Annotated in this window: 13 protein-coding genes; 8 read left to right on the top strand and 5 right to left on the bottom strand. The window is 63.8% G+C overall.

All coding sequences use genetic code 11. The annotated features are described in order from the left end of the window. On the bottom strand, positions 1–971 hold a 971-nt coding region (locus tag FJ471_RS32430; RefSeq protein ID WP_140809663.1), incomplete at its 3' end, for an acyltransferase. A gap of 124 nt (positions 972–1095) precedes the next feature. On the opposite strand from FJ471_RS32430, the gene speB reads away from it, so the two are divergent. The 4 genes from speB (at position 1096) to FJ471_RS32410 (ending at position 4299) form a co-directional block, all read left to right on the top strand. Continuing rightward, the gene (gene speB, locus FJ471_RS32425) at positions 1096–2097 is read left to right on the top strand and encodes an agmatinase (protein WP_140809661.1); all 1002 of its coding nucleotides are present in this window, start codon (positions 1096–1098) and stop codon (positions 2095–2097) included. Positions 2098–2126: 29 nt separating this feature from the next. Beyond that, positions 2127–3059, top strand: a complete 933-nt coding sequence (gene argC, locus FJ471_RS32420) for an N-acetyl-gamma-glutamyl-phosphate reductase (protein ID WP_140809659.1) — start codon at positions 2127–2129, stop codon at positions 3057–3059. 6 nt (positions 3060–3065) lie between these two features. Further along, positions 3066–3899 (top strand): aminoglycoside phosphotransferase family protein, encoded by an 834-nt coding sequence (locus tag FJ471_RS32415; protein ID WP_140809657.1) that lies wholly within the window; start codon positions 3066–3068, stop codon positions 3897–3899. Positions 3900–3984: 85 nt separating this feature from the next. Continuing rightward, complete coding sequence (locus FJ471_RS32410) at positions 3985–4299, top strand: hypothetical protein (RefSeq protein WP_140809655.1); 315 nt, start codon at positions 3985–3987, stop codon at positions 4297–4299. 43 nt (positions 4300–4342) lie between these two features. Here the strand turns inward: FJ471_RS32410 and FJ471_RS32405 are convergent, their stop codons facing one another. Next, complete coding sequence (locus tag FJ471_RS32405; RefSeq protein WP_140809653.1) at positions 4343–5449, bottom strand: COX15/CtaA family protein; 1107 nt, start codon at positions 5447–5449, stop codon at positions 4343–4345. Between the two features lie 153 nt (positions 5450–5602). Between FJ471_RS32405 and FJ471_RS32400 the strand changes: the two genes are divergently transcribed. After that, positions 5603–5818, top strand: coding sequence for a DUF2842 domain-containing protein (locus tag FJ471_RS32400; RefSeq protein WP_140809651.1), 216 nt, complete (start codon positions 5603–5605; stop codon positions 5816–5818). 101 nt (positions 5819–5919) lie between these two features. Further along, positions 5920–6324, top strand: a complete 405-nt coding sequence (locus FJ471_RS32395; RefSeq protein WP_140809649.1) for a hypothetical protein — start codon at positions 5920–5922, stop codon at positions 6322–6324. Positions 6325–6346: 22 nt separating this feature from the next. Here FJ471_RS32395 and FJ471_RS32390 read toward each other — a convergent pair whose 3' ends face one another. Beyond that, complete coding sequence (locus tag FJ471_RS32390; RefSeq protein ID WP_140809665.1) at positions 6347–7405, bottom strand: polysaccharide deacetylase family protein; 1059 nt, start codon at positions 7403–7405, stop codon at positions 6347–6349. A 91-nt stretch (positions 7406–7496) separates the two neighbouring features. Here FJ471_RS32390 and FJ471_RS32385 point away from each other — a divergent pair, with 91 nt between their 5' ends. After that, positions 7497–8726 carry a GNAT family N-acetyltransferase gene (locus FJ471_RS32385; protein ID WP_140809647.1) on the top strand — a complete coding sequence of 410 codons (1230 nt, stop codon included), beginning with the start codon at positions 7497–7499 and terminating at the stop codon, positions 8724–8726. A gap of 17 nt (positions 8727–8743) precedes the next feature. On the opposite strand, the gene FJ471_RS32380 is transcribed toward FJ471_RS32385, so the two are convergent. Together FJ471_RS32380 and FJ471_RS32375 are read right to left on the bottom strand one after the other, a co-directional pair. Beyond that, positions 8744–9178 carry a peptidylprolyl isomerase gene (locus tag FJ471_RS32380; RefSeq protein ID WP_140809645.1) on the bottom strand — a complete coding sequence of 145 codons (435 nt, stop codon included), beginning with the start codon at positions 9176–9178 and terminating at the stop codon, positions 8744–8746. A gap of 298 nt (positions 9179–9476) precedes the next feature. After that, on the bottom strand, positions 9477–11714 hold the full coding sequence (locus FJ471_RS32375) for an exopolysaccharide transport family protein (RefSeq protein ID WP_140809642.1): 2238 nt from the start codon (positions 11712–11714) through the stop codon (positions 9477–9479). A 261-nt stretch (positions 11715–11975) separates the two neighbouring features. On the opposite strand from FJ471_RS32375, the gene FJ471_RS32370 reads away from it, so the two are divergent. After that, positions 11976–12502 (top strand): polysaccharide biosynthesis/export family protein (locus FJ471_RS32370; RefSeq protein ID WP_140809640.1); only part of this gene is annotated, 527 nt, incomplete at its 3' end.

Raw genomic sequence — 12502 nt, 5'->3', positions numbered from 1 at the left:
TCATGGGCATCGCCTAACCGTGTTCCTACCCGGAACGGAGCGAATCCCCGATGCGAACACTCTGGCTGAGCCTTCTCCTGTCCGCCGTTTTTGGCACTGTCTCCGGCCAGAGCGAAGACGACCGGCGCGGCGATGCCGATATCGTTGGTGCCGGCAATGGAGACGAACAGCGCGATCCCAGCGATCATCGCAAGTTCAGCCAGGGTCCAGGCAAGGCGCCCCGCCCCGCTGGTGGGCGCCTGTCGCGCCTCTGCAATGGAATCGTGCTGAAACCAGGCAAGCAAAGCGCCGAGCGAGAAGCCGTAAAGGCACCGGATGAAGCCGAAATCGAAGGACACGTCCATATGACGCGTCGAGACCGCGAGCAGGAAAAGCGGCGCCGTCACGGCGGCGGCGGCGAACCATATCCAGGCGCGCTGGCCAGCGGCGAAGACGACGGCGGCAAACAGCAGATAGGTGAAGAACTCGGCCGAAATGCTCCAGCTCGGCGCGTTCCAGCTCAGATGATCCTCCACGCCCATGCCCTGCAAAAGGAAGAGGTTGGTGACCAGGCTCTTCAGGTCGAAACCCGCGGTGAAGGGCGCGGAACCCGTCCCATGCAATGCCGGCAGGACGAGCCGCAGCGCCTCGAAGCCGGCGAAAGCGGCAAGCATCAGGAGATGCAGCGGATAGATGCGGCCGAAACGCACGAGCGCGAACCGCGCAAGGTCGTCCTGCTCGGCGAGCCGGCTGCCATAGGCGCTGGCAATGACGAAACCGGAGAGCACGAAGAAGAAATCGACGAACAGATAGGAGCCGCCGACAAAGGCGCTTTGCGAGACGATCGAGGTGGTCGGGAAGTGGAACAGCGCCACCAGCAGCGCGCAGATGCCGCGCCAGGAATCCAGCACCAGGAAGCGCTCGCCGGCCATCGTGCCGACGCGGGTCGCCGCGGGTGCGGGTGCAAGGTTGAGCAGAGCCGTCTCAGCCATAATGATACAGATCCTGTATTGCCGTGGCACTCGCCGAGCGCCGCCTCGTTTCCGCAAGCTGTGACTGGCATGTTGCGTGCCGGTTCTGTAGTGGTGGCTGCCCGATGAGAACCGAGGACCCGTAATGGCGAACCAGAACATCGACAACGCCTTCACCGCCCGCTCCAAGACGGGCGCGTCGTTCGAGCCGACCTATGCCGGCGCGCTGTCGTTCATGCGGCGCAAATACACGAAGGACGTGAAGGGCGCGGACGCCGTCGTGTGGGGCATTCCCTTCGACGCCGCCGTCACCAACCGGCCGGGCGCCCGGTTCGGGCCGCAGGCGATCCGCCGTGCCTCGGCGATCCTCGACAACGATCCGCAATACCCGTTCTCACGCGACCTCTTCGAGCATCTTTCGGTGGTCGACTACGGCGATTGTCTGCTCGACAGCGGCAACCACCAGAAGACGCCCGGCACGATCGAGCGCGAGGCGGCCAAGATCCTGAAATCAGGCGCGTTCCTTTTGACGCTCGGCGGCGACCATTTCGTCACCTGGCCCCTGCTCAAGGCGCATGCCGCGATCCACGGCCCGCTGGCGCTCGTGCAGTTCGACGCGCATCAGGACACCTGGCCGGATGATGGCAAGCGCATCGACCATGGCTCCTTCGTCGCCCGCGCGGTGAACGAAGGCATCATCGACCCCGACCGCTCGATCCAGATCGGTATCCGCACGCACGCGCCCGACACGTTCGGCATAAAAATCCTCTACGGCCATGAGGTCGAGGAAATGCGCGCCTCCGACATCGCCTACGCGATTGTCGAACGCACCGGCGGCAAGAAGACCTACCTCACCTTCGACATCGACTGCCTCGACCCGGCCTTTGCTCCCGGCACCGGCACGCCGGTGGCCGGCGGCCCCTCCTCGGCCAAGATGCTGTCGACGCTGCGCCAGCTCAGCCAGATCGACATCGTCGGCGCCGACGTCGTCGAGGTTGCGCCGGCCTATGATCATGCCGATATAACGGCGATCGCCGGATCGATCATCGCCATGCACTATCTCGGCCTGCTGGCGGAGCGAAAGGCACGAGCGGAAGAGTTGAACAACGGCAATCACGCGGCAGTAAATCACGCCCACGGCATATGACATTGGAATCGCGGGGAATTTGGCAAGCGATGAAACCGAAAATCTTCATTGACGGCGAACACGGCACGACGGGCCTGCAGATCAGGGCGTTGCTGGCCGACCGCGGCGACCTCGAGATCATCTCGATCCCGACGGGACGCCGCAAGGAGGCCGCCGCCCGCGCCGAATTCCTCAACGCGGCCGACGTTGCGATCCTTTGCCTGCCGGACGCCGCCGCCAAGGAAAGCGTTTCGCTGATCGAAAACGACACGACCAAGGTGATCGACGCCTCGACGGCGTTTCGCGTCGCCCAGGGCTGGGAATACGGCTTTGCCGAGATGGACAAGGACCAGGCGAGGAAGATTGCCTGCGCGAAGCGCATCGCCAATCCGGGCTGCTGGCCGCAGGGGCCGATCGCGACGCTGCGGCCGCTGGTTGCGGCCGGCCTGCTGCCCGCCGACTTCCCGGTCACCGTCAACGGCATCTCCGGTTATTCCGGCGGCGGCCGGCCGATGATCGAGGACTATGTCGGCAAGGGCGAGGACGCGCCCGAGTTCCTGCCCTACGGGCTGACGCTGCAGCACAAGCATGTTCCGGAGCTGCGCACCTATGCGAAGTTGTCGCACGACCCGATCATGCAGCCGGCTGTGGGCAATTTCGCGCAAGGCATGATCACAGTGGTGCCGCTGCAGCTCGGCGGTCTCGACCGCATACCGACGGGCGCCGAACTTCATGCGGCGATCGCCGACCATTATGCGTCGATCAAGGGCGGCGTGGTCGAGGTCGCGCCCTACACGCATATGGAGCGCATGCCGGAGATCGACCCGGAGGTCTATAACGGCACCAACCGGATGAAGGTCTACGTGTTCGCCAATGACGAGAGGGCGCAGGCACTGCTGATGGCCGTCTACGACAATCTCGGCAAGGGCGCGTCGGGGGCCGCGGTGCAGAACCTCGACCTGACGCTCGGCATCAAGCACTGAGCGGTCATGCAGGCATTCCCTGAGCGCTGGAAGGTCAGCGCTCCCGAGCTCATTGCCGAGACGTTTTCCAGCCGGATCTGGAAGGTAACGCGCGAAGATGGTTCGCCGGCAATCGTCAAGGATCTGAAACCCTTCGACGATGTCGCGGACGAGTTGCGCGGCGAGCACTACCTCGCCTGGCGGCGCGGCGAAGGCGCCGTTCGGCTGCTCGGTCGCGACGGCAATCGCATGCTGCTCGAATATGCCGGCGACAGGCTGCTTTCCGAACATCTCGCTGCGCATGGCGACGATGCGGCCACTACCATCGCGGCCGAGGTGATGGCGCGGCTGTTCTTGCCGTCCGAGTATACGCCTCCGGCCGACCTGCAGCCGCTAAGGGAGCGATTCGTCAGCCTTTTTCGCGCTGCCAAAACGGACAGCGATGCCGGCCGCGGCACGCTCTACGTCGAGGCGGCGGCGATCGCCGAACGGCTGCTCGCCGACCTGCATGCTATGCGCCCGCTGCATGGCGACCTGCACCACGACAACATCCTGTTCGGGCCGCGCGGCTGGCTGGCGATCGACCCGAAGGGTGTCATCGGCGATCCCGGCTTCGACGCGGCGAACATGTTCTACAATCCGCTCGACCGCGACGATCTCTGCCTCGATCCGAACCGGATCTCCCATATGGCTGACGTGTTCGGCAAAACGCTCGGGCAGTCGCCGCGCGCCATCCTCGACCACGCGATCGCCTATGGCTGCCTGTCGGCCGCATGGCATCGCGAGGACAAGAATGCGGTCGACGAGAACCGTGAGCTGGCCGTCGCCGAGGCAATCCGCATGGTGCGGGCAAGGTTCTGATCGTTCAGGCGAAGGCTGCGGCGGTAACGGTGGATTCACCATAATCGGCTACTGATGGAATCCAGCCTTCCGCAAGGGATTTTCCATGGTCAGCGCAATCTCGAGCTCCGTCCAGTCGGTGCAATATTCCTCGTCCACATCGTCCGACGACGCGGCGCAGGAGGCCGCGCTCGAAAAGCAGATCCAGGCCCTGCAAGATCAGGCTAAGGCAGCTCAGGATGAAGCCGACGCGGCGAGGCTGCAGCAGCAGGCCGCGGCCCTCCAGGCCAAACTCGATGCGCTCAAGGCCGCCGACGCGAAAAAGGCCGACCAGAACCAGTCGACGACGTCCACGGCCGCGGCGCGCCAGGCGGAATTCGACAACGAACCGACGACCCAGTCGCATTTGTTCTCGATGTGACCGTCAGCTCTTTTCTTGACGCAGTTCCGGACGGAAAACCGCTTCACATTTTTCCTGGAATTGCCTTGACGTTTATCTCGGTCGGCAGCGGATAAGCGCCCTTGGTGCCGCGCCAATGCGCGGCGGCAAAGCCAAGCAACACAAGCGCGAGCGCCTGATGCGTCAACGCCATGTGCAGCGGCACCTGCATCAAGAGCGTGCCGATGCCGACCGAGGCCTGGACGACCACCAGCGCGAACAGAAGCGTGGCCCGGCGGGCATGGGTGGTGCCGGGCTGGCGCCGCCACGTCGCAATCATATGCCAGAGCGCCACGACAAAGACCGTATAGGCGCCTATGCGATGCACGAACTGCACCGTCTTCGGATTTTCGAAGAAGTTCAGCCAGGCAGGCTTCAGGAGAAGCAGGTCGGACGGGATCACCTTTCCGTCCATCAGCGGCCATGTGTTGTAGGAAAGGCCCGCGTGCAGCCCGGCGACCAGCCCGCCGAGATAGATCTGGATCAGCGCCAGCAGGACGATGAAGCCGGCGAGCCGCTGCGTCGACCGGTCGGCGGCGGGCTCGGAATGCGGCGCGAGACCTCGCGCGACCACCATGGTGGCGGTGAAGATCAGCGCGGCAAGCGTCAGATGCGTCGCCAGCCGGTACTGGCTGACCGAGACGCGCTCGACCAGGCCCGAAGCCACCATCCACCAGCCGATGGCGCCTTGCAGCCCGCCGAGCGCCAATATGCCGACGAGCTTCAGCCCAAGTCCGCGTTCGATGCGCCGCGTCGCCCAGAAGAACAGCAGTGGCAAGGCAAAGACGACGCCGACGCTGCGGGCGAGCAGCCGGTGCGCCCACTCCCACCAGAAGATCGACTTGAAGTCCTCAACGCTCATGCCCTTGTTGATCTCGGTATATTGCGGGATCTGCTGGTAGCGCTGGAACTCTTCCTGCCATTCGGCGTCGTTGAGCGGCGGGATGACGCCGTGAATCGGCTGCCACTCAGTGATTGACAGCCCCGAGCCGGTGAGACGGGTGGAACCACCGACCAGCACCAGCGCGAACAGCACCAGCAGCACAGCGTAAAGCCAGCCGCGCACCAAGGCGCGGTTCTGCAGGTTGCGGTGTCGAGCGGCATAGGGGGCCGTGGCGGTGATGGCAGCCATGGGCGTTTTTCCGGCGGTTGAATTCGCGGGATTGGTGGACCAAGGCCGCTCAACTGGCAAGGCTGGACAGCGCGGCACGCCGTCGCGCCAAGCCGCGACGGTTGCGCGCGCACCTCATTGAGCCTAAGCGAGACTGATCAACGAGACCGCGACATGCCTATTCGCCTGAAAAAGCTGATCGGAACCATATTGCTGGTGGCTCTGGTCATCATCTACGCGCTGATCGCGTCGGCCGTCGCGGTCACCAGGCTCGCCGAATACGGGCCCACGGCGCATCTCCTGTTCTTCCTGCTCAGCGGCTTTCTCTGGGTCCTGCCGGCCATGGGCATCATCAAATGGCTGCTCATCGAGCCGCGCCCGAAGGGCTGACCCTCGCTGGCGCCAAGCAATCGCAAACGCGAATGTGATTCAGACGTGATCGGGTGCGCGCCTACCTTGCCTCGCTCATAGGCTCGGCAGGGAGGCTTGGCATGCTGAGAACCATGTTGGCGGGGCTGATCGTTCTGATCTGCTCGCTCGCCGCTTCGATCGCGACCGCGGAAACCATCGATGTCTCGGACGCACATGGCGGCAGCGTCGCCGCCTACAGCCAGCGCTGGAAGGGGCTTGCGGCACGCGGCGTCGACGTACGCATCGTCGGCAAGTGCCAGTCGGCCTGCACCGTGCTGCTCGGCTATATTGCGCGCAGCCGCATCTGCGTGACGCCGGCCGCGAGCTTCGGCTTCCATCTGGCGCACCGGCCCGACATGACCGCCATTTTGTGGAACGCCTATGCATCCGACATCAGAAGCTGGATCAAGGCGCATGGCGGGCTTGAAACGCAGCTCAAATGGATGAGCGCGCCGGACACCTACCGTTATTTCCACAAGTGCTGATCAAGGCGCAGGCGAGGCAGGCCTAGATGGTAACGACCATCTTGCCCGCGTTGGCGAGCGGCGTGGTGATACCGGACAGCATCGTGCGGATATGCGCCACGCTCTGGTAGCGGCCATTGACGGAGATGCGCGGCAGCGCGTGCAGGAAGCCGGCATGCTCAGCGCGCAGCACGCCATGCCTTGTGGTCACTGCCGAGGCATAGCCTGCGTCGCGGGCAAAGCCCACCTCGCGGCAGCCGACGGCGCTGGCATAGCCATAAGGATAAGCCAAATGGCGCGGCTCCTCGCCGAGCCTTTCCGCGAGGATGCGGCGAACGTCGCCGATCTCATGGCGCGCATCGGCTTCGGACAGCCGCTTCAAGTTGCGATGGTTGACAGTGTGCGCGCCGATGGTCACCAGCGGATGCGCGGCCATGGCTCGGAGCTCATCCCAATTCATCAAGGTGCATGAGCGGCCCGAGCTCGGCTTGAACCCATTCGAACGCGCCAGTTCGCGCAGCGCGGCGCCCTGCTCTTCCTCGGAGACTTCCAAGGTCAGCCAGGCGTTCAGCCGCGCGACGGCCTGGATCTTTCTGCCTGGTGTCGAGCAATCGATCACCGTCGGCTTGCCCGCCATTGTCAGCGTCAGGCGCGAACTGGTGTCGACGATGTCCTCGATCACGTCCCACCAGAGTTCGACGACGCCGTCGATCAGGCTGGGGGCGACGTAGATAGTGATCGGCGCGCCGTGCTTTTCCAGGATCGGAAGCGCCTCGGTCATGTTATCGCGATAGGCGTCGTCAGCGGTGATTGTGGCGAACTGGCCGCCTTTCCCACCCGTCTTGATGCGCTCGATCGCTTCATCAAGGGAAACAAAGGCATAACCCCGCCCCTTCATGTCTGCGATCAACCTGTCGAGGAAGGCGGGGGCGATGTTCAGATGCCGATTGACCCCGTTCGGCTTCTCGGGTGTCGCGGTGACCCGGTGCAGCATCAGGATAGCGCCGATGCCGCCGACAAACGGCCGCGCCAAGGGCGCGAGACCGGTGTAGCGGGCAAGGTTCAACGCCAGTTTGCGGATTGCCTCGCCCCCGTCGATCATTCCTTCACCTTTTGCGCCTAGGCTCATCCAAGCACGAATTGCGCCTATGCGAACCCCCAAGTCGGAACCAATACGTCTTAAGGATTGAGGGATGGTTGACGCCACAGCGTCATTTGACGGCAACCAGATCGCGGCCAACGAGATTTCCGCGCGCCCCATGCGAGCCGATCAGGGCCGGTGGATTGCGACCGCCAGCGGCGCTGCCGGCCTTGCCGACTACGCACAACTTTGCGCTTCGGCGCTGTATGCGCCGGCACAAAGCGCATCCTGGGTGAGCAACTGGGCTGCCGCGACCGGCGCCGACATGGTCATCGCGACGCTTGACTGCGACGGCCATCCAGCGCTTTCGCTGGCGCTGGAAGTCATACGCCGTGGCCCGTTCAAGGTTGCCCTTTTCACCGGCGGGCGTCACGCCAATGGCAATTTCGCGGCGGTTGACCCGCGCTTCCAGCCTGCCATCGACGGCCCCGCGATCCGGTCGATGTTCCAGGCGATCGCCAAAGCGCGGCCGGACATCGATCTGATCTCGCTGGAACGGCTGTTGCCAGACCTCGACGGCATCGCCAACCCGCTCGCCGCACTACCCGGTTTCCCAAGTCCGAACCTTGCGCTCGCGGTCGATCTCGACGGCGGCTTCGACGCGCTGCTGTCGCGCGCGAGCGGCAAGCGCAAGCGCAAGAAGCATCGTTCGCAGACGCGCAAATTCGAGGTTGTCGGCACTTTCCAACGCATCGAGGCGCGCACCCCCGAAGAGGTCGACAGGCTGCTCGATGCGTTCCTCGAGATGAAGGAAGTGCGTTTCGCCAAGATGGGCATCGCCAATGTCTTTGGCGATGCGGGCGTACGCGCCTTCTTCCGGGCGCTGTTTACCGATGCGCTCACCGAAGAGAAGCCATCGTTTTTGCTGCATGGCCTGGACGTGGCTGGAAAACTGCGCGCGGTGACCGGCTCCAGCCGCTCGGGCAAGCGGCTGATCTGCGAGTTCGGCGCCATTGCCGAGGACGATCTCGCCTTCACCAGCCCCGGCGACTTCCTGTTCTTCGACAACATCCAGGAGGCCTGCGAACTCGGCTTCAGTGCCTACGACTTCTCGGTCGGCGACGAGCCTTACAAACGGCTCTGGTGCGATATCGAGATCCAGCATTTCGAGGTGCTCGCGCCGCTGACGCTGAAGGGCCGCGCATTGGCGACGGCGATGCGGCAGGGCGCGCGGACCAAGGCCTTCATCAAGAACAACCCGACGGTCTGGAAGCTGACCAAGATGCTGCGCCGCAAGGCGGCGGGTCAGGCTGCGCCCGCTCCCGCCGAGGACGACGGCTAAGCCTGGCCAGCCGCTAACTACGCCGCCTGAACGATCTCGACCAATTCAACGTCGAACACCAGGTCTTTTCCGGCCAACGGATGATTGCCGTCGAGCTTGACGCTGGCGTCGTCCACGCCGATGACCGTTACTTGCATGGGACGTCCCTCGCGGGTGCGAGCCTGCAATCGAGTGCCAACATCGACGTCGATGTTTGCCGGCACGGCAGCACGGTCGATGGTTACGACCGCTTCGGGGCGATGGGGGCCATAGGCGGCGTCGGAAGGAACGGTGACAGTGCATTTCGTGCCGACTTCCATGCCCTCGACATGGGTTTCGAGACCAGGAATTACCTGCCCTTCACCCAGTGTGAACTGCAGCGGTTCGTTGCCGGAAGAATCAAATTGGGTGCCGTCGACCAGACGCCCAGTGTAGTTGATGCGTACGGTGTCGCCATTCTTGGCCTGTGTCATAACAGCCATCCTTTGGGAGTTTGGGGGGACCGGCCTAGGGCTCAGGGTCCCGCTCTCGATCATCCACGCACGAAGGTGCGGAGCGCGAAACATCAGAACTAGGTGCCTTGCCGACGATGTAAAGTGCCAGAGCCGCCGAAAATGTCCTGGCCGGTCCTGTACGCCTGAGGATTGTCATGCCCGGCATCGACCAAACCGTGCTCGATACATCGCGGTCTGCTCCGAGTATCTCGGGGCGTTGGCAAGCGTTGCGATGGTGCAGAACAGCCCTGCAGAACAGCCCTATTGGCCTGCAGCTTTATGCCGCCGAGCGACGTCCAGGCAACGGATTTCCCGGCTCGTGACCAACCGGCGAGACCAGCGTCAGGTTCGGATAGCCGTTCTCGATCAGCTTGACCGCGGCCTGCGTCACCTGATCGTCGGCCTCCAGCATCGACAGGAAGACTTCGGTGCCGCCTCCGACCAGCCGGCCAATGCCTTGCGCGTCGGCCGGGCCGCATTCGACCACGACGAGATCATAGGCCGTGGTGAGCGACTGCATGATGATCGGCAGCCGGTCGGCGGCGCGCATGGCGCGGACAGCGTCGGCGGTGCCGACCGGGATGACATGCGCATCCGAATAGAGATCGGGATGGATGACGTCGCTGAACTGCGCTTCGGACGCAAGCAGATTGGTGATGCCGGGGAAGAGGCTCGTGTCCAGCATCGGCCGCGACGCCGCGCCCGACGCGGTGAGATCGAGCAGCAGCACGCGCAGACCGGCGTCCGATACTTCGCGCGCCACGAGCACGGCGGACGCCGCCGCCTCGTCGCCCTCCGGCGACACGAAGATCGCGCGCGCGGCACCTGAGGCGATCAGCTTCTCCGCAGCCTTGTCGACATCGATCTCGCCGAGCCTCGATTGCCTTGGTTCGGGCGCCGATTCGCTCGATCCAGAAGCTTCCACCGCGCTGGCACGAACCACCACCGGCTCGCGCTCGGCCGGTCTCGGGAGTTCGGCTTCCGCGATCGAATGTCCTGCCCCAGCTTCCTCGTAAGGCGCAAAAGCCCGACCTTCATCATGTTCCTCAGCGACCATCGGCTCCACCCTGGCCGCAGGCATCGCCACCTGCTCGATATCGGCAAAGCGAGCGCCGGCGGCCGGACGCATGGCGCGGCCCGAGAACAGTTCGCCAAGCAGCGTTCCGATCGCCATCAGCAGCAGCGAAGCGGCTGCGGCCGCTCCGGTGATCGGCCCGATCTTCGGGAAATAAGGCTGGGACGGAACCTGGGCGCTTGCAATCAGGCTCGCCGCGACGGGTGAGTATCTGCGATCCTTGCGCGAGGCCACCGCATTATAACTTGCCATATAGGATTCAAGCTGTTGGCGCTGAACATTCGCGTCGCGCTGCAATGCGTCCAGCTGCACCTGCTGCTCGCCGGCGCGTGCCGAGGCGGCTTTCAGCGTGTTGACGTCCGCGGCCAGCTGATCCTCGCGTGCCCTGGCCGTCTGAGCCTGGGACGACAGGCCTCGAATGATCTTTTGCGCCTCATTGCGAATCTGGCCGTCGAGGTCGGCAAGCTGCGATTTCAGCGCCCGGATGCGCGGATGGTTGTCCAGCAGGGTTGTCGAAAGATCGGCAATGTTGGCCCTGAGTTCCACCTGGCGCTCGCGCAGGCGCTGGATCAGCTCGGAGGACAGGACCTCCGGCACGCTGTCCAGCGAACCGCCATTCTGCAGCGCCCGGCGCACGCTTTCGGCGCTCGCTTCAGCGGCGGCGCGGCCGGCCCGCACGCGCGACAATTCGCTCGACAGTTCGGCGAGCTGCTGAGTCGGAAGCACCGCGTTGTTGCCGCCCATCAAAAGGTCGGACTGGGCGCGGAAGGCCGCGACCTTGGCCTCCGCGTCCTTCACCCGATTCTGCAGGTCGGCGATTTCCGGCGCCAGGAAATCGGTGGCGGCGGCGTTCGATTCGAGCTTGGCGTCACCCTTCGAGGCGATATAGGCCTCGGCAATACCGTTCGCGATATCAGCGGCAAGCTTGGGATCCTTCGAGGCGAACTCAATGGCGATCGCGCGCGTCTTTTCAACCGCATAGACGTTGAGCTTGTCGTGCATGGCATTCAGCACGCGCTCTTCCGGCGGGATATCGAAGGGATCGCTTTTCAAACCGACAAGAACGAGCATGCGCCCGAGCGCCGACATCTTCAGCGTTTCGTCGAACTCCGGCAGCTTGTCCAGCTTGAGCTTGGTCGCCACCTGCTTGAGGATATCGGGCGAGGAAATGATCTGGACCTGAGTCGCTACGCCCTGCTCATCGAAAATCGGCTTGTCGTCGTCGTTGGTGCCCGGCGGCCGGGTGTATTCCGATTCGCGCGAGCCGATCTCCAGCTTGGCCGTCGCCTTATAGTAAGGCGTTGCGAGCCAGGCCAAAGCAAAGGCCAGCGCGGCGACCATGAGCGTGACAAGAACAATGCGCAGCCAGTTCCTCGCCAAACTGGCGAAAAGCTGTCTCAGGTCGACATCGACATCTGCGGCCGCGGACTGAACGGACATGCATCCTGCTCCGAACTTTGAGTCGAGATGGACCGTAAACAACTATGGTAACTCACCCGTTAAGATCGAAATGCATGCTTATTAGACAACCCTCAAAGAACATCGAGCAAAAGCAATAGAACAATTGGGCTTTTTGCCGATCCGCGCCCTCCCGGACCGCACTCCTTTACCGCCCATTAACCCTAACAGGATGATAACGGTCGCACTTTCCTGGGGTTGGCCGCGGCTTGCGGCAAGAGCGATGAAGGTTCCTGGCCGGTCATGAAAAGCACTGCTTCCCTCTTTCGCGCTTTGCTTGCCCTGTCGCTGCTGACCGGCTGTTCGAGCTACCGCCCGACGCCCGCCGCCTTCCACGAGGTGCTCGACCAACCTTACCGGCTCGGCGCGGGCGACCGCGTCCGTGTCACGGTGTTCGAGCAGGACGGGTTGACCAACACCTACAGCGTCGACCAATCCGGCTATCTCTCCTTCCCCTTGGTCGGCGCGGTGCCGGCGCGCGGCCACACCGCGCAGCAGTTGGAAAAGGAGCTCGCCGACAAGCTGCGCCAAGGCTATCTGCGCGACCCCGACGTTTCGGTCGAAATCGACCGCTACCGGCCGATCTTCGTCATGGGCGAAGTGGGCGCTGCCGGCCAGTATTCCTACGTGCCGGGACTCACGGTGCAAAAGGCGGTCGCCATTGCTGGCGGCTTCACGCCGCGCGCCAATCAGGGCAGCGTCGACATCACCCGCGACATCAACGGCAAAGTGATGACCGGACGGGTGCTGACATCCGATCCGCTCCTGCC

The organism is Mesorhizobium sp. B2-7-1 (assembly GCF_006440735.1).
Classification (GTDB): domain Bacteria; phylum Pseudomonadota; class Alphaproteobacteria; order Rhizobiales; family Rhizobiaceae; genus Mesorhizobium.
The sequence above is the reverse complement of the archived record's forward strand: the minus strand, read 5'-3'. Positions and strand labels throughout refer to the sequence as shown.